General features: G+C 60.6%; 15 protein-coding genes. 5 read left to right on the top strand and 10 right to left on the bottom strand.

Annotated elements, in window-relative coordinates:
• The first annotated feature begins 14 nt into the window (after nucleotides 1-14).
• The 3 genes from CXP40_RS01280 (at nucleotide 15) to CXP40_RS01270 (ending at nucleotide 6,351) form a co-directional block, all read left to right on the top strand.
• Nucleotides 15-3,194, top strand: a complete 3,180-nt coding sequence (locus CXP40_RS01280; protein WP_106732274.1) for an efflux RND transporter permease subunit — start codon at nucleotides 15-17, stop codon at nucleotides 3,192-3,194.
• A complete protein-coding gene (locus tag CXP40_RS01275; RefSeq protein ID WP_106732273.1) occupies nucleotides 3,191-4,579 on the top strand; it encodes an efflux transporter outer membrane subunit in 1,389 nt (462 codons plus the stop codon). Before CXP40_RS01280 ends, CXP40_RS01275 begins: the two co-directional genes overlap by 4 nt.
• A gap of 446 nt (nucleotides 4,580-5,025) precedes the next feature.
• Nucleotides 5,026-6,351, top strand: coding sequence for a sigma-54 dependent transcriptional regulator (locus tag CXP40_RS01270; protein ID WP_106732272.1), 1,326 nt, complete (start codon nucleotides 5,026-5,028; stop codon nucleotides 6,349-6,351).
• Between the two features lie 9 nt (nucleotides 6,352-6,360).
• Here the strand turns inward: CXP40_RS01270 and CXP40_RS01265 are convergent, their stop codons facing one another.
• The 8 genes from CXP40_RS01265 to CXP40_RS01230 form a co-directional block, all read right to left on the bottom strand.
• Nucleotides 6,361-7,575, bottom strand: a complete 1,215-nt coding sequence (locus tag CXP40_RS01265; protein ID WP_106732486.1) for a hypothetical protein — start codon at nucleotides 7,573-7,575, stop codon at nucleotides 6,361-6,363.
• 67 nt (nucleotides 7,576-7,642) lie between these two features.
• Nucleotides 7,643-8,377 (bottom strand): hypothetical protein, encoded by a 735-nt coding sequence (locus CXP40_RS01260; RefSeq protein ID WP_106732271.1) that lies wholly within the window; start codon nucleotides 8,375-8,377, stop codon nucleotides 7,643-7,645.
• A 32-nt stretch (nucleotides 8,378-8,409) separates the two neighbouring features.
• Complete coding sequence (locus CXP40_RS01255) at nucleotides 8,410-9,093, bottom strand: C39 family peptidase (protein WP_106732485.1); 684 nt, start codon at nucleotides 9,091-9,093, stop codon at nucleotides 8,410-8,412.
• 71 nt (nucleotides 9,094-9,164) lie between these two features.
• Nucleotides 9,165-9,977 (bottom strand): hypothetical protein, encoded by an 813-nt coding sequence (locus CXP40_RS01250; protein ID WP_106732270.1) that lies wholly within the window; start codon nucleotides 9,975-9,977, stop codon nucleotides 9,165-9,167.
• Between the two features lie 47 nt (nucleotides 9,978-10,024).
• Entirely contained in the window at nucleotides 10,025-10,600 is a 576-nt protein-coding gene (locus CXP40_RS01245) for an adhesin (RefSeq protein WP_106732269.1), read from the bottom strand.
• Nucleotide 10,601: 1 nt separating this feature from the next.
• Nucleotides 10,602-10,991 carry a hypothetical protein gene (locus CXP40_RS01240; RefSeq protein WP_106732484.1) on the bottom strand — a complete coding sequence of 130 codons (390 nt, stop codon included), beginning with the start codon at nucleotides 10,989-10,991 and terminating at the stop codon, nucleotides 10,602-10,604.
• A 384-nt stretch (nucleotides 10,992-11,375) separates the two neighbouring features.
• The gene (locus CXP40_RS01235; protein ID WP_106732268.1) at nucleotides 11,376-13,223 is read right to left on the bottom strand and encodes a diguanylate cyclase; all 1,848 of its coding nucleotides are present in this window, start codon (nucleotides 13,221-13,223) and stop codon (nucleotides 11,376-11,378) included.
• 99 nt (nucleotides 13,224-13,322) lie between these two features.
• Nucleotides 13,323-13,745, bottom strand: coding sequence for an MAPEG family protein (locus CXP40_RS01230; protein ID WP_106732267.1), 423 nt, complete (start codon nucleotides 13,743-13,745; stop codon nucleotides 13,323-13,325).
• A gap of 273 nt (nucleotides 13,746-14,018) precedes the next feature.
• Between CXP40_RS01230 and CXP40_RS01225 the strand changes: the two genes are divergently transcribed.
• Complete coding sequence (locus tag CXP40_RS01225; protein ID WP_106732266.1) at nucleotides 14,019-14,372, top strand: MmcQ/YjbR family DNA-binding protein; 354 nt, start codon at nucleotides 14,019-14,021, stop codon at nucleotides 14,370-14,372.
• On the opposite strand, the gene CXP40_RS01220 is transcribed toward CXP40_RS01225, so the two are convergent.
• Both CXP40_RS01220 and CXP40_RS01215 read right to left on the bottom strand, forming a co-directional pair.
• Entirely contained in the window at nucleotides 14,358-15,080 is a 723-nt protein-coding gene (locus tag CXP40_RS01220) for a cold shock and DUF1294 domain-containing protein (RefSeq protein WP_106732265.1), read from the bottom strand. The genes CXP40_RS01225 and CXP40_RS01220 overlap by 15 nt on opposite strands.
• Complete coding sequence (locus CXP40_RS01215) at nucleotides 15,077-15,907, bottom strand: undecaprenyl-diphosphate phosphatase (RefSeq protein ID WP_099524084.1); 831 nt, start codon at nucleotides 15,905-15,907, stop codon at nucleotides 15,077-15,079. Before CXP40_RS01215 ends, CXP40_RS01220 begins: the two co-directional genes overlap by 4 nt.
• Before the next feature lie 249 nt (nucleotides 15,908-16,156).
• Between CXP40_RS01215 and CXP40_RS01210 the strand changes: the two genes are divergently transcribed.
• Entirely contained in the window at nucleotides 16,157-17,791 is a 1,635-nt protein-coding gene (locus CXP40_RS01210) for a methyl-accepting chemotaxis protein (protein ID WP_106732264.1), read from the top strand.

The following is a 17,791-nucleotide window of genomic DNA, read 5'->3' as shown; positions in this document are numbered from 1 at the left end:
CAGAGGAAAGACCCATGAATTTCTCACAATTCTTCATCCAGCGGCCGATCTTCGCCGCGGTGCTGTCGCTGCTGATTCTGATCGGCGGTGCCATCTCGCTGTTCCAGCTGCCGATCAGCGAATACCCGGAAGTGGTGCCGCCCACCGTCGTGGTGCGTGCCGATTTCCCCGGCGCCAACCCCAAGGTGATCGGTGAAACCGTCGCCTCGCCACTGGAGCAGGCCATCGTCGGCGTCGAAGGCATGCTCTACATGTCGTCGCAGTCGACCATCGACGGCCGCCTGACCCTCACCGTGACCTTCGCCCTCGGCACCGATCTGGACAATGCCCAGGTGCAGGTGCAGAACCGCGTCACCCGCACCATGCCGACCCTGCCCACCGAGGTACAGCGTCTCGGCGTGACCGTGGACAAGGCCTCCCCCGACCTGACCATGGTGGTGCACCTGACCTCGCCGGATCAGCGCTACGACATGCTTTACCTGTCCAACTACGCCGCGCTCAACGTCAAGGACGAGCTGGCGCGCCTGGACGGCGTGGGCGACGTGCAACTGTTCGGCATGGGCAACTACTCGCTGCGTGTCTGGCTCGACCCGAACAAGGTGGCCTCGCGTGGGCTGACCGCTACCGATGTGGTCAATGCCATTCGCGAGCAGAACCGCCAGGTCGCCGCCGGTGCCCTCGGCGCGCCGCCCTCCGATGCCGGCAACAGCTTCCAGCTGTCGATCAACGCTCAGGGCCGCCTGGTCTCCGAGGAAGAGTTTGAGAACATCATCATCCGCGTCGGCGACAACGGTGAGATTACCCGTCTGCGCGACATCGCCCGCGTCGAGCTGGGCTCCAACCAGTACGCCCTGCGCTCGCTGCTGAACAACCAGCCGGCCGTGGCCATCCCGGTGTTCCAGCGCCCAGGCTCCAACGCCATCGAAATCTCCGACTCGGTGCGCGAGCGCATGGCCGAGTTGAAACAGAGCTTCCCGCAGGGCATGGACTACGAGATCGTCTATGACCCGACCATCTTCGTGCGCGGCTCCATCGAGGCAGTGGTGCACACCCTGCTCGAAGCCATCGTGCTGGTGGTGTTGGTGGTGATCCTGTTCCTGCAGACCTGGCGTGCCTCGATCATTCCGCTGGTGGCCGTACCGGTCTCGCTGATCGGCACCTTCGCGGTCATGCACCTGCTCGGTTTCTCGCTCAACGCTCTGTCGCTGTTCGGCCTGGTGCTGGCCATCGGTATCGTGGTGGACGACGCCATCGTCGTGGTGGAGAACGTCGAACGCAACATCGCCCTGGGCAAGTCGCCGCTCGACGCCACGCGTCAGGCCATGAAGGAAGTGACCGGCCCCATCGTCGCCACCGCCCTGGTGCTGTGCGCCGTGTTCATCCCGACCGCGTTCATCTCCGGCCTCACCGGGCAGTTCTACCAGCAGTTCGCGCTGACCATCGCCATCTCCACGGTGATCTCGGCCCTCAACTCACTAACCCTGTCGCCTGCGCTGTCGGCCATCCTGCTCAAGGATCACCACGCGCCGAAAGACCGCTTCTCGCGCGTGCTCGACAAACTGTTCGGCGGCTGGTTGTTCGGCCCGTTCAACCGCATGTTCGAGCGTGCCAGTAATGGGTATGTCGGCACCGTCCGCCGTGTACTGCGTGGCAGCAGCATCGCCATGCTGGTCTATGGTGGCCTGCTGGTGCTCGGTTACCTGGGCTTCGCCAGCACCCCGACCGGTTTCGTGCCGCAACAGGACAAGCAGTACCTGGTGGCCTTCGCCCAACTGCCGGATGCCGCGACGCTGGATCGCACCGAAGCAGTGATCAAGCGCATGAGCGAAATCGCCGGCAAGCACCCGGGCGTGGAGAACACCGTGTCCTTCCCCGGCCTGTCGATCAACGGTTTCACCAACAGCCCGAACAGCGGCATCGTCTTCACTCCGCTGAAACCGTTCGATGAGCGCACCGATCCGTCGATGGGCGCCAATGCCATCGCCGCCGAGCTCAACGCGCAGTTCGCCGATATTCAGGATGCCTACATCGCCATCTTCCCGCCGCCGCCGGTACAGGGTCTGGGCACCATTGGTGGCTTCCGCCTGCAGATTCAGGATCGTGGCAACCTGGGTTACGACGAGCTGTACCTGCAGACTCAGAACATCCTCAACAAGGCCCGCCAGTTGCCGGAGCTGAACCCGATGTCGGTGTTCACCAGCTACCAGGTCAACGTGCCGCAGGTCGATGCCGCCATCGACCGGGAAAAGGCCAAGACCCACGGCGTGGCCATCAGCGACATCTTCGACACCCTGCAGGTGTACCTGGGCTCGCTGTATGCCAACGACTTCAACCGCTTCGGCCGTACCTACCAGGTCAACGTCCAGGCCGATCAGCAGTTCCGCCTGGAACCGGAGCAGATTGGCCAGCTCAAGGTGCGTAACAACCGTGGGGAAATGGTGCCGCTGTCGACCTTCGTCAAGGTCGATGACAGCGCAGGTCCGGATCGGGTGATGCACTACAACGGCTTCCTCACCGCCGAGATCAACGGTGCCGCCGCCCCGGGTTACAGCTCCGGCCAGGCCGAGGCCGCCATCGCCAAGCTGCTCAACGAGGAACTGCCGATCGGCATGACCTTCGAGTGGACCGATCTGACCTACCAGCAGATCCTCGCCGGCAATACCGCGATCTTCATCTTCCCGCTCTGCGTGCTGCTGGCCTTCCTCGTGCTGGCTGCCCAGTACGAAAGCTGGAGCCTGCCGCTGGCGGTGATCCTGATCGTGCCGACCGTACTGCTCGCCGCCATCACCGGGGTGATCCTGTCCGGCATCGACAACAACATTTTCACCCAGATCGGCTTGATCGTACTGGTGGGCCTGGCGTGCAAGAACGCCATCCTGCTGGTGGAGTTCGCCAAGGACAAACAGGAGGAAGGCATGGACCGCGTCGCAGCCGTGCTGGAAGCCTGCCGCCTGCGTCTGCGCCCGATTCTGATGACCTCGATCGCCTTCATCATGGGTGTGGTGCCGCTGGTGCTGTCCAGCGGTGCCGGTGCCGAGATGCGCCATGCCATGGGTGTGGCGGTGTTCTCCGGGATGATCGGCGTGACCTTCTTCGGCCTGCTGCTGACGCCGGTGTTCTATGTCCTGATCCGCGGCTTCGTCGAGAAACGCGAAGCCCGGAAAGTTGCCCGCCTGCAGGAGTCGCATGCATGAAAGCCTTTGCCCCCGCCCTCCTGACCCTGGCGCTGTCGGCCTGCGCCGTCGGCCCGGACTATCGAGCGCCCGTGACCGACCCTGCGCGCATTGCCGCGCTGGAGGCGGCCGATTACGACCGCAGCCGTTTCGAAGCCGCCTGGTGGCAGCAGTTCGACGACCCGACGCTGAACCAGCTGGTGCAGCGCTCGTTGCAGGACAACCGCGAGTTACGCGTGGCGTTCAACCGCCTGCGTGCAGCACGGGCGATCCGTGATGACGTGGCCAACGATCGCCTGCCCACCGTCACCAGCCGCGCCAGTGGCGAGTTCGGCAAGGCGCAGCAGCCGCCGACCACGGACGAGCGCATCCGTCAGGAACGCTACGACCTGGGCCTCGACATGGCCTGGGAGCTCGACCTGTTCGGCCGTATCCAGCGCCAACTGGAAGCAAGTGAAGCGCGCATCGAAGTGGCCGAGGCCGACTACTACCAGTTGCAGGTCAGCCTGATCGCCGAACTGGTCGATGCCTACGGCACCCTGCGTGGCGCGCAACTGCGCGAAAGCATCGCCCGCGAGAACCTGAAGAACCAGCAGGATTCGCGCGCCATCACCGAGCAGCTGCGTGACGCTGGCGTCGGCACCGAACTCGACGTGCTGCGCGCCGATGCCCGCCTGGCCGCTACCGAAGCCAGCCTGCCGCAACTGCAGGCGCAGCAGGTACGTGCGCAGAACCGCATCGCCACCCTGCTCGGCCAGCGCCCGGAACAGCTGCAGATCGACCTGTCGCCCAAACCCCTGCCGGTGATCGCCAAGGCCTTGCCCATCGGCAACCTGAGCGAACTGCTGCGCCGTCGCCCGGATATCCAGGCGGCCGAGCGGCAGTTGGCGGCGGCCACCGCCGAGGTCGGCGTGGCCACGGCGGATCTGTTCCCGCGGGTCAGTCTCTCCGGCTTTCTCGGTTTTACCGCCGGGCGCGGCTCGCAGCTGGGTTCGTCGGCCGCGCGCGCCTGGGGCGTAGCGCCGAGCATCAGCTGGGCGGCCTTCGATCTGGGTAGCGTGCGGGCGCGTCTGCGCGGCGCCGAAGCCGAGGCCGATGGTGCGCTATCGCAATACGAGCAGCAGGTGCTACTGGCGCTGGAGGAATCGGAAAACGCTTTCAGCGACTACGCCAAACGCCAGCAGCGCCTGGTTTCCCTGGTTCGCCAGGCCGAAGCCAGCCGTGCGGCGGCGGATCAAGCGGCGATTCGCTATCGCGAAGGCACGGTGGATTTCCTCGTGCTGCTGGACGCCGAGCGCGAGCGCCTGGCCGCCGAAGATGCCCAGGCCTCTGCGGAGGTTGAGCTGTACAGCGGTATCGTCGCGATCTACAAGGCGCTCGGTGGCGGCTGGCAGCCGCAGGCCTGACCCCTTCCCCCCTTCGCTTCGCGATTGTTTGCAATCGAGGGGGGTGTATATGACGTTGTCATATTTACTTCTTCTGATTATTTCTGACAGGCAGTCCTACTCAGGCACTCAGCATGCATCAAGGCTGCACCATAGCAATTTGCCTGCATCCAAATAAGTAACTCATCACAAGACATCAGCCATACATCGGATTGCTGGAATTTAGCTTGCCTTGCAGATGGCATCAGCTATAACACTTCAACCCTGTAAAAAATACAAAGCCAATAAACACTAAAATACTTTGCTTATAACTAGCAGGTGTTTTAAAGACATGAATTCATGCACGCTCGTGCCAGTTTAAAGCGAGTTTATTAATTGCCTGTGATGGGTGAACTGCAAACGCATTCACTCTGCCTAGAAACTACCTGCGAGCGCTGTACCTGCCTTCCAAAGGCAAAGGAGTTCGTATGCTGGGTTCGCTTGATCGTCCCAGACGTCTGTTGATCGTTGAGCCTGTAAGCGATTGCGAGCGACTAATTCCCGAGCTGCAAGCAAATAAATGGTTAGTCGACCACGCCAATCTCAGCAGCAAGATCGATCCGATTTATGATGTCTGTGTCATTTGCCTACAAGCGCACCACCTCGACTACCTGGAGCGGATAAAACAACAGATTCGTGACAGCCAGACCGAGTGGATCGCGGTAATGAGTGACAGCCTGCGTCGTAATACGGGGCTGGCAAACTTCATATATGAATGGTTCTTCGATTTTCACACGCTTCCTTTTGACTTATCCCGCCTGCATTGCACACTGGGCCGCGCCTCAGGCATGGCCCGTCTGTATCGTCGTATCACCTCGCCCCCGACACTAACGGCTGGAGAGTTACTGATCGGTCAAAGTCAGTCGACTCAAGAGCTACGTCGCTTAATCGACAAGATTTCCCCAACTGATGCATCTGTCCTGATAACGGGTGAAAGCGGCACAGGTAAAGAGCTGGTTGCGCGTCGTCTGCACAACCAGTCTCGGCGGGCCGCTGGCCCTTTCGTGGCGATCAACTGTGGTGCCATCTCCGAGCAGTTGATCCACTCCGAGCTGTTCGGTCACGAAAAGGGAGCATTCACCGGCGCCAGTCAACGCAAGATTGGTCGTATCGAGTCAGCGGAAGGCGGAACGTTATTTCTCGACGAGATAGGTGACCTGCCCCTGGAAATGCAGGCGAACCTGCTGCGCTTCCTCCAGGAAATGACCTACGAGAGGGTTGGCTCAAGCAAGAGCATGACGGCAAATGTACGTGTACTGGCAGCGACCCACATAGACCTCGAGGCGGCCATCTGTGCGGGGCGGTTTCGCGAGGATCTCTATTACCGCCTGAATGTGCTGCAGATACAGACGACCCCTCTGCGCCTGCGCAAGGAAGACATTGCCTTGTTCGTCGAGCATTTCTCTCGCCAGTACGCCAGCGAGATAGGCCGTCGTCCGCGCAAATTCAGTGACAGCGCAATGAACACGTTGATGAGCCACGACTGGCCCGGAAACGTGCGAGAGCTGGCCAACCGTGTCAGGCGTGCTCAGGTTCTCGCCGAGGGCCGCCAGATAGAAGCACACGATATCGGCCTGGCCGTAACCGCCTCCATGCCTTGCCGCCCCCTAGATGACTACTTGCTCAACGCCGAACGCCAGGCACTCGAAGATGCCCTGATGCATTACTCGACCAACATGAGTAACGCCGCACGTTCGCTGGGTGTTTCACGACCGACCTTCTACCGATTACTGCACAAACACCAACTGCGCTGACACGGCGGTTCAGAAGTAGTAGGGAAACTTGATGCTGAACGAGAAGTCCGGCGCGTCGGGTGTCAGTCCGATTGACAGGTTGGGCACGATGGTCAGCTTGTCGCTCGCCGCAAAGGTCATGCCTATGTTGAAGTAAGCGGCGTTGGCATCGCTGCCAGCGATGGTCTGCCAGCCCTGCCCTTCAGGCTTGATCTTGCTCCGCTGACTGATCAGTTCACTGAACGACATCGACATGCTTGCACGTTCGTTGAGCGCGAACGCCACACCCAGGCCGAACTGAAACCAATTGCCCAGATCCACCTTGCCCGGCACCTTGACCCCTCGCTGCGGGCTGATGTCGTCATAGCTTTCCTCAAGGTTGTAGGTGTACGAAAAATTGCCAAACACCACTGTGGGATCGAGAGTCTTGACCAGCGTGATACCGGGCGTGATGGACCACACGCCGTTGCCCGTCGGCAGATCTTCCGGGATGCTCAGGTTGTCGTTCCCCGCCACGCGGTCGAGTTTTATCCCGTAGGGTTCAACACCGGTCGGAGCCTTGACCCTCAAGCTCAGGACCACGTCCGGGCTGCCTTCGTCTTCATCCAGCAACTTGTAGGCAATGCCCATGTTGACGTCTCCGAGCCGGACATCACCTGTCACGGTCGCCTCACTGACCGATGTACTGGAACCGCCAGCGCCTGCCGACTGATAGGTACTTTCGCGGTAGATCCATGGCGTGTTGATATCCAGCTGCCAACGTTGTGCCCAGTTGTAGCGGCCGGTCAGATCGAAAGTGAAGGTGTCGGCATTGATCTGATCCACGCCGATATTGCCCAGGAAGATCGCATCCAGGGCCAGAAAACCGTTGAGAAACAGCTGGCGTGAATCGTAGTGGCTGTAGGTGATTCCTGGTTCGATGCTGAACGTACCGCCGCCGAAGAAACCACTCGCCTCCTGATACAGGTTTTCCACGCTTGCGGGAGGCTCGGCGTTATCTTTCAAGGCAGTTCCATACCCGGCCGACGCTTCTGCACTGGCTATCTGAGGGCTGCGTGACAGAGGCGCAGCCCCGCTACCTGCCGCGGCCGCCCTGCCCTCGATCTGGCGCAGCCGCTGCTCAAGCACCATCAAGGCATTCTGCTGTGTCTGATAACTGGCCCGCAGCCCCTGCAATTCCTTCTGCAGGGCCTCGACCTGGGAATCGTCGGCCGCAAAAACCGCCAGACTGAAAGAGACACTCATGCTGAACGTGACGAAGACGCCATATGCTGGGCGCATATACCGGATCCTTGTGCCGTGTGGGCACCTGTCAGAAGCCGTGAGGGCGCAAGGCCCGAATTTGCTCGATGCAGTTCTCGAGGTTGAGATTTCGCGGGTTGTCACGTAGCGCAACGTTCAGGGCCGCCAGGTTGCGGACGTTGTTCAGGGTGCCGGAGATATTGGCGTGCTGCGCCACGCCGCCACCGATTTGCTGGCTACTGGAACCCTGCCCCTGGCTGGCATTCAAGGCGATGCTGATACCGCCGGCGCGAGTGCTGACGTGAACCAGGCCGGCTGCATTGCTGAAGTCCTGGCTGCCGTTCCAGGGCTGTGCATCGGGATCGACAGGTACGTCGCCATTGCCCGTTGTGATTCGTAGCCGCAGATCATTCAGGCCGGTATTGAGATCACCCGCCGTGCGCACGCTTTGCACGATGCCTTGCACGTTTTCCAGGCCAGCACCACCAGTGATGGTGCCACTGCCTGCTGTAACGTTGCCGTTGCCATTGCCGGGCGAACTGATCTGGCGTACGTAGAGCGACGGCTGGATCTGACCATTGGCCACATTCAGGGCTACCTCAGCACCGATGACCTGGCCTGCACTGTTCTGCCAGGTAGACGTCATCACCACACCGAAACTGATGATGCGATCCGGCAACACATAACGACCCCGCAGTTGCTCCAGTTCCTGATCGCTTACCTCGACGGGCTGGAACAAGGTGCTGGCGCCAACCGGCAGACTGGCGGCGAGAATGCTCGCCGCTAGCCATAGTTTTTTGTGCATGACCAACCTCCTGGGCAATCGGCCCAAGTTGGTTAAAAGAAGTCACTCTGGATGAAACCGAACTCCATCAGTTCGGCGTCCCTGACGGGACTGAAGTGATCGATGCGGCGCTTCGCCGTCAGTGGTTCCGGTGGCGTCAGCAGGGCATTTTCGCGGTCGTAGCCAGGGCCGATCAGCGCGAAAACGATACCGTTCCATCCCTTGCTGAACTCGCTGAGCCCCATCTTCTTGTGCCCCAGCACGGGGTCGCCGATATAGACGTAGCCGCGGTAGGTACGCTGCAGCACGACAAAGTGCTTGTAGCCACGGACATCGAGCAAAACAATGGCGGGAATCTTGATGCTGTCCAACTGCTGGGCATCAATGCGATAACCACGCGCCCTCAGTCCCAGGGTGGCGGCGTAGTTCTTCATGTCGAGCATGGAGAATCCTTGAGTGCGTACCAGATCGGCATCCGCACTGGCCAGCATGCCCCTGATCACATCCTCTTCGCGCAACGCCAAGCCGTAAGCCTGGTTGAGAATCGTCGCCATGGCCGCTGCACCGCAGCTGAAATCAGTTTGCTGCTCGACCAGGTTGGAAAAGCGCCGCTCACGGATGCTCTCCACCTGTATGTGGGCCAAACCACCATTGGGCAGCACAGCAAGGCGTAGTTCTGCAGCACCGGCCAGCGAACAGAGAGCCAGGCAAAGGCAGCAGGTAAAAAATCGAGACATGGAGCCGAACATGGTGCCTCCAGCAGAAGGAGGCGGCGCTATCGATACAGAACGGCAGCGCCGCCATTTCCCTACTGAGCTACACAGGCGTTGCAGCCGGCGGCGATAGCCAGGCTGTTGCTTTGCTGATTACCACCACCGGCGGCAATGTTGACGCCCACGTTGCCCGAGGCATTGGCCAGCGAATCGCTCAGGCTGGCGTTATTGACCACCGGGGTCTGTGGAGTGCGCGGGTTATAGCCGCCACCGCCGAATCCGAAGCCGCTGGCTACAGTGGGCAGGGCTGCATCGACCTCGAACACGTCGCCAAGTTTGTTCTCCGTCTCGTTGCCGCTGGAGGTCTGGGTAATAGTCGACGCCGCAGTAGCGACCAGGGCGTTCTCCGACGCGGCGATCGACATGTCGTTTTTCTGTTGGTTGTAGTTGCCGGCTGCAACGTTGATCGCAACGTTGCCGGTCGCTTCGTTGGCACTGCCCAGCACGCTGGCATTGTTGGGGTTGCCGTAATTGGTCAGGGTGTTGTTATAAGCCTGCTGATCCACACCAATGCTGGCACTGGCACTGCTGGAGGCGAGACCTCCGAACACGAACGCGGCATCGGCGGTCGCAATGGCTGCGGCGTTGGCCTGCTGGTTGTTGTCACCGGCGGCCACGTTGACACCGACGTTACCCGCTGCACCATCCAGCGATCCATCAATGCTGGCCGTGTTCTTGGTCTCGTTGTTGATCACATCGTTGCTGTGGTTGATTTGCGTGTCGTCGACGCTCGCGTTGGCGCCATTGGGGTTACCGTAGCCACCTCCGAAGCCTTCGGCCTGGACAGCGGTTGCCAACATCGCGGCCAGAGCAAAAGCCAGAGGGCTTAGCAGTACTGAGTGTTTCATGGTGTTCTCCTTGCGGTTTTGGGTGTTGACCTTTGTTGCGGCAGGGCTCAATCCACCACCCTGATGCTGAGGTGATTGGCAGAACGGTTGCCAATACCAGCACTCTGGTTCAACTGCACCACGCCACGGCTACCGGCGAAGGCCTCGTTGCTCATGTCAACTCGACGCTCGCCAGCCAAGGTGGATACGGTTGAAGCTGAATCGTTGGGGCGCGTTACGCTCTGAGCGAGAACGCTGTCATCCAGGCTCTCCGGCGCGGCAATCAGCGCCACGCTTGCAGAATTGATCTGCTGGTTGGCGATGCCAGCGGCCTGGTTGATGCCGACAATGCCGCTGCCATTGCTGAAAGAATCGCCGGTGATGGAGGCTTGGGTATCAAGTGGCAATGTGCGCTGGAGGAGGTTTTCCTGCCGCTGCACCACGGTGTTCGTTGCCACGCCATCCACCCCCACAGCAAGGGTGCGAGTGTTTATCTGCTGCTGCAGATGGCCCGCAGCCTGGTTGACAGCCAGATTGCCCTGGTAGGTCTGGCCACTGGCGTCGATGCTGGCGTTCATGCTGTCGGCCTCCGCCGACAGGCTGAGCAGCAGCACCGCAATGGAAAACAGCCAATGCTCGCGCATGTCAGCGCCCTCCTATGCTCTGCAATGGGCGCAAACCTTGCTGCACGCTGCGATTGACCTGATCGGCAATGCCGTTGCTGCGTGCACCTCCCGCGTGGCCCGAGCCGAGAACGGGAATACCTTGGTGGGTAGCGGAAGGGATTGGTGTGCCGAGACTTCCCTGGAGCACTCGCTGCGGAAGTGCAAGGCCGCTGGAAACACCGGCGAAGTCGCTGTCACCGAGCTCGCCAGTGACCCTTGTGGCGATGCTGCCGGGATTGATCACGCGCGGATTCGGATCCGGGACTATTGGATTGACCGTGGCCACGCGCATCTGCACATCGCGGCTGATGATCACGTCGCGATCACCCGCCTGGGCTGAGCCCACCAGCGTGGTTACCAAGACCAACATGCAGCAACCCGGCTTCATGCTCGGCATCCTCACAAGGGTGTCACTCAATGAACACAACACTCTTGAAGACAAAGCATGGCTCGAGCCAATATCTACTTATGTTTTTAGAACAATGACTTACGAAAACCTCTTAACCCACATGAGAGCGCTTTGTTAAGCACCTGAGACAGTCCAGGCCGCACAAAACGTCTGATAAAAGCGTCGCGACCGCTCAAGCATGAGGATTTCTGCGGGAAAATTGGGGGTGTTAAGCGTCTGATGCAGATCAAGCCGGCACAGCGCCATCCGCTGGCCGAGCGAATCGACCATTAGGGCGAATAAACCCTGCTGCCGTTCGTTAATGGCGCATAAAACCGCTAGTTCGCGAACTGACAACACACCTGGCTAGCCGACCTCAACGCAGTTACGCCCCAGCGCCTTGGCGCGATAAAGCGCTGAATCAGCTCGCTGCAACAACGTCTGCGGGGGAAGTTTTGCATCGGCCTGCCTGGCGGTAACACCGACACTGATGCTGACATGCCCCAGGGGTGAGCGAAGGTGCGGCAAGGCCAGCGCCGCCACTGACTGCACCAGTTTCTCTGCCATACCCTGTGCATTGGCCAGGCTGGTGGCCGGCGCCAGGAAGACGAACTCTTCGCCGCCATAGCGTGCCACCAGATCGCTGGAACGGCTGATGGCCGACGCCAGCGTCTGCGCGACCTGTTGCAGGCAGCTGTCGCCCGCGAGATGGCCATAGTGGTCGTTGTAGGCCTTGAACCAATCGACATCCACCACCGCCAGGGCTAGCGGCTCGCCCATTCGCTGGGCGCGTTTCCACTCCTTGGCCAGCACCTCGTCGAAGTGACGACGGTTGGCGATACCGGTGAGGGCATCGGTCAGGCTCAGGGTTTCCAATCGACTGTTGAGCACCTGCAATTCTTCGGTTCGCTGGACTACCCGCTGCTCCAACTCCCGCTCCGAACGCTGTAAGGTTTCCACCAGTTGCTCCTGCGTCTGCAACAACCTGGCCTGCGCCTGGAGCTTTTCCTGGCGCATGACGTTGATACGGTCAGCCAGGGCGAAGGCCAGCAACAGCATCTCCAACGACGAGCCGATCTGCAGACCGTCCACGGTAAAGGCGTTGGTCGGCAATATGCCCATTGCCCGCAAGCTGGTGGTGGCCCCACCGAGAATCAGCAGGCCGAATGCAGCAAGGAAGAAGTAGGCGCTGCGCTGTCGCTTGAGGGCGCAGGCCAGCCCTACCCCCATCATCACGAAGGCGGTCAGCAAATAAACGAAGATGGCCACCCGTGAAACCTGTGGCAGGGCCACGGCGTAGATCAGCGGGGAAACCAGGTACAGGACCACCAACGCCAGCAAACCGCGGTCTACTCGCGGCAACAGGCGTGTGGTCTGCAGCATGCTGCGCATGAACAGCAACATCCCGCTCAGCGCCAGCGATGCGCCTGAGTAGTACACCACATTGGAGTTGAGCGGCAGGCCGAACAATGTCCAGTCGGGCGCCATGCCGTTCTTGATCGTCAAAGCGCAGACGGCGCAAAACACGAAGGTCACATAGAGCAGGTAAATCCGCTCACGCAGGGCGATGAACAGCATCAGGTTGAACAGGATCATGGCAATGGCGATCCCCATGTAGCCGGCACGCGCCATGTAGTCTTCGCGCTCGTAAGCATGGAACGCCTGCACCGACCAGAGCTGTAACGGCACCAGCAGGCCTATGCTCGACTCGACCCGCAGGTACACCTCTTGCTGAGAGTGCGCAGCCAGGTGCAGCGGGAAGACGAAGTTGCGATTGTCGTAAGCCTTGCCGCTCTGCGGACGGTCAGCCCCGGTGAACCAGGCGCGATAGCCGCCCTGCCCGTCTGGCACGTAGGCATCGACCAGGGATATACGTGGATTGTCGACCACCAGCAGGCGCGTCACCGACTGGTCGCTGGCGTTGCCGACGTCAAGACGAAACCAGTAGGCGGAACGGGTGAAACCCAGTGCGAAGGATGAGCTTTCGACGCGTTCATATCGGAAGCGCTCGCTCACTTCGCGCGAGCTTACGTCCTCCAGCGTCAGCCCTCGCGCGGCATCCTCCAGCATTCCGACATGTGTAGTCAGCGACAGCGGCTGCGTGCCCAGCTGCGCGACGTCGAGATAGCCGACATCGGCCCTTGTCGAGAGTGACAGCAGCAACAGGCTCAGTAGCAGCCAGGGAGAGAACCGAAGACGGCGATGGGCTTTCATGGAGGTATAGACTGGGGCTCGGATGAGCTCCGGCTCGCGTGTGATCACGGGGAGCAGAGTCTACAAGACTCCCCTGAGCGGCGCCAAAACGCCGGATGATCACAGCACTGCAACGCCAATCATCGCCGCCAGCATGAGCAGGCAAACCAGTGCCACCCCGTAAGCAATCGTGCGCCAGGGCTGCCAGCCACCGAGATAGGCCACCGTGTGCAGAACGCGCGCCACCACAAACCCGAGGAACGCCACGCTGGTCACCCCACTCGGTGTCTGCAGCACCACTGCAAGGGCGCCGAGCACGAAGAACAGCGGGATGTTTTCCAGGTCATTCGCCCAGGCTTTGGCGGCACGCTGTACCTGCGGCAACTCCTGCGTGCGCCGCGCACGCCCTACGAAAGCGGCATCTTCGGCATTGGCGAAGGCGAGGTTTCTCAAGCGGAAGTACCCCTGATAGCAGGAGATCGCCAGCATCTTCAGGAACAGCACCAGAACGCAAAGGCTATAGGCATGCAGAAGGTTGCTCATACCGGCACCTCGCTGAAGACGTCGACGGTGATGACCGCCCAGTTTGGTTGTGCAGCCAAGGTCGGCAATGAGCAAGGCGTTAGGCTGAGTCCGTTCATGAACGTTTCCTGATCGATGGTGCGCGCACATTAGCTAATGCCTGCCAGTCGCTCAATTACCTGACAGGTCATCGACATTACTCGGCTGGTACTGCATTGCATTCGCCCGACAGCCCCTACTCACCACCCATCGGTGTCCAATAGACTGTTCAGCGGAATCGCCAAGGACATATCCATGACTGCAGACCAGATCGCCGCTTTCTGCCTCGCCCTACCCGGTGCCTGTGAAGACCTCAAATGGGGCAGCAACCGGGTGTTCTCGGTAGCGGGCAACAAGATGTTCGCGATCCTCGACTTTCTCGGCGAAGACTTGGCCTTCAAGGTCGATAACGACCTGTTTCTCGGTTACGTCGATCGTCCGGGCATCCGCCCTGCCCCCTATCTGGCGCGCGCTCACTGGGTCAGCATGAGCGCTCGGCAATTGCCGTTGGGTGACGACGAGCTGCGCCAGCTACTGACTCGCTCGCATCAACTGGTGGTGCTCAAGCTGCCCAAACGCCTGCAACCCGGCCTGCTACTGGACGAATAAGGGGATATGACGGGCGATGTAGGCGCCATCGAGCAACAGCAGATCGATCCAGAACAACTGATGACCGGCGACGATCAGCCAGAAAACCGCCTGATAGGACGCCTTGCGCGTTTTGTGCCGAAACGCCTGCTGAGCGATCAGCGCGCCTGGCCAGCCACCGGCCAGCTCAACCAGGTGCAGGGTGTTTTCCGCCGTGCGCTGACCACCGCTCTGAGCGCTGCGTTTATCCAGCCAGTACTGCATAAAGCTCAGCAGGCTGGCCAGCAGATAGAGCGGTAGCACCCACCAGAGGCCCTTGCCGAACAGTGTCACGCAGCCGAGCAATGGCAAAACGCAGAGCAATGCGAACACCGCGGCCTTGCCGGAGAAATTCTGGATAGAGCCCTGCGCCGCTGAACGCTGCGCGGGTTTGGCAACAGGCTTTCGCGTTGCTGGCGCGGCCTTACCAGGCGCTTTCGGTTTACGCCGAATCGCCTGGCGATCGAGGCTGAGCTCACCAGCCAGGCGCAAGTGCTCGGCACGTGGCCGCCCTCGCTCGTCACGCCCCGCGATGAACAACACCTCGTCACCTGGCTGCGGGCGGCGATCGCCGCGCATCACAGAGATATGCGCGAAGACCTCGCTGCCTCCGTCCTGCGGCTGGATGAAGCCAAAGCCTTTGGCGTCGTCCCAGCTTTTCAGACGCCCCTTGCGCTCGTTACCAATCACGGTTGCGCCGTACTCCAGTCGATCAGGTGCAACTGCCAGGTGGCGAGAATCACCAGGCCGAAGGCGATGCGGTACCAGGCGAATACCGCGTAACTGTGGCTGGTGATGAACTTGAGCAAGGCGCGCACGGTGATCATCGCCACGATGAAGGTGCTGACGAAACCGATGGCGAAGATCGGCAAGTCGCTCATCTGCAGGATGTCGCGGTACTTGAACAGCGAATAGACCGTGGCCGCGACCATGGTCGGCATGGCCAAAAAGAACGAGAACTCGGTCGCGGCCTTGCGCGACAGCCCGAATACCAGGCCGCCTATGATGGTAGCGCCTGAGCGTGACGTGCCCGGAATCAGCGCCAGGCATTGCGCGAAACCAACCTTGAGCGCCAGTTTCCAGGTCATGTCGTCGACCGACTCGGCCTTGATCGCGTGTTCGCGCTTCTCCGCCCAGAGCATGATGACACCACCGATGATCAACGCCATGGCCACGGTGATCGGATTGAACAGCCAGTGCTCGATCAGATCGGCGAAGGCCAGGCCGAAGATCACCGCAGGGATGAACGCCAACAGCAGATTGAAGGTGAAACGCTGGGCTTTCGGATCACTGGGCAAGCCCACGACCACGCCGAGTACTTTCGCTCGAAATTCCCAGATAACGGCCAGAATGGCGCCGAGCTGGATGATGATCTTGAACGCCGTCGCGGTTTCGCCATTGAAGCCCAGCAGGTCACCGACCACGATCAGGTGTCCGGTACTGGAAATCGGCAGGAACTCGGTCAGGCCTTCCACTATGCCCAGAATCAGGGCCTGAAAGGCCATCCAGATATCCATCAAATCCCCCAAAGCGTGGCGACTACCTACGCGTAAATTTAAAACGTGGAGCTTGGCCCCGGCCGTGGGACACAAGTCAGTTGTGGAGGTTCCTGGCAACGGTCTAACGCGGTGCTATTCAGGTTCTTTGCCGGGGTGCCGAAATGCTATCAGACAACTAGAGTGAATAATGCCTCGTTGTGCCAGTATTGCCCTGTGCCACTCGAAGCAGCCCTGAAGCCGACAATTACAACAATCAGGAATTCGTCCATGAACAGCTTGCGTAGTCTTCCCATCAGCCGACGTCTTTGGCTGATTCTCGCGTTGGCCATCCTGACGCTGATTTTGCAGGGCGCCTATATGCTGCGCCAGATCCATACCGACCTGTACCACGGCAAGTCGGAAAAGACCGAGCATGTGGTGCAGAGTGCCGCCGGTATCCTCAAGCACTTTCACAGCCTGGAAAGTGCCGGCAGCCTGAGCCGCGAAGAGGCACAGAAGCAGGCAATGGAGGTTATCCGCGGCTTGCGTTACGCCGGCCAGGAGTATTTCTGGATCAACGACCAGACCCCGGTCATGCTGATGCATCCGATGAATGCCAAGCTCGAAGGCCAGAATCTCGGTGGCTTCAAGGACCCGGATGGCAAGGAGCTGTTCAACGAGATGGTCGCTGTGACCCGTAGCAAAGGCGCGGGTCAGGTCGATTATCGCTGGCCCAAACCCGGCGCCACTGACCCGGTACCGAAGATTTCCTATGTCGAGCTGTTCCAGCCCTGGGGCTGGATTATTGGCTCCGGCGTCTATGTCGATGATGTCCAGGTGGAGTTCCGGGCTCAGGCGATCAAAGCCATGAGCATCGGTTTGCTGATTGCCGTGCTGCTGGCGGTTCTGGTCGTGCTGATCACGCGCAGCATCGTGCAGCCATTGCAAGCTGCAGTGGACGCCATGGCCAGCATTTCCAGCGGTGAAGGCGACCTGACCCGTAACCTCGACACCCACGGGCGTGACGAACTGACTGCCCTGGCAACCTACTTCAATGCCTTTACCGCAAAGCTGCGCCATGTGATCCGGCAGATGCTCGATTCAGCCGGTTCGCTCGATCAGGCCGCCCGCTCGCTTGGCGACATTTCCAGTGAGGCGCAGCGCCACAGCCAGCAGCAGGCGCAGCAGATGGAGCTGGTCGCGACCGCCGTCAACGAGGTGACCTACGGTGTGCAGGACGTGGCAAAGAACGCCGAGCACGCCTCCAGCGAAATGCACACCGCCGAGGACCAGGCCAGACATGGCCAGCAGAACATCGAAGCGAGCCTGCGCCAGATCGATCAGTTGTCGGGCACCATCGACAAGGCCGTCGAGGTGATCCAATCACTGGCCAGCGAGAGCACGCAGATCGGCAGCGTGCTGGAGGTGATCCGCTCCATCGCCGAGCAAACCAACCTGCTCGCCCTCAACGCTGCCATCGAGGCTGCCCGCGCTGGTGAGCAGGGTCGCGGTTTCGCTGTGGTTGCCGACGAAGTGAGGCTGCTGGCGCAACGTACGCAAACCTCCACCGCAGAAATTCAGGGCATGATCGAGCGTCTTCAGGGCAACTCCGAGGCCGCGGTCAAGGTGATCAACGAAAGCAGTCGCGCCTCCCAGCTGACTGTGGAGCAAGCCAGCCAGGCCGGCGAAAGCCTCGCCCAGATCGCCCAGTCGCTACGCAACCTGACCGGTCTCAATGCCTCGATCGCCAGCGCCACCCTGCAGCAATCCCACGTGGTGGAGGACATCAATCAGAACGTCACGCGGACGGCAGCGCTGGCCCACAACACCGCCGAGGCTGCCGAGCAGTCGAGCGCGGCCAGCCAGCACCTGAAACAGCTGGCCGACCAGCTCAGTCGTCTGCTTGGGCAGTTCCGCGTATGA

This window comes from Pseudomonas sp. YY-1 (assembly GCF_002843095.1).
GTDB classification, from domain to species: domain Bacteria; phylum Pseudomonadota; class Gammaproteobacteria; order Pseudomonadales; family Pseudomonadaceae; genus Aquipseudomonas; species Aquipseudomonas sediminis_A.
The sequence above is the reverse complement of the archived record's forward strand: the minus strand, read 5'-3'. Positions and strand labels throughout refer to the sequence as shown.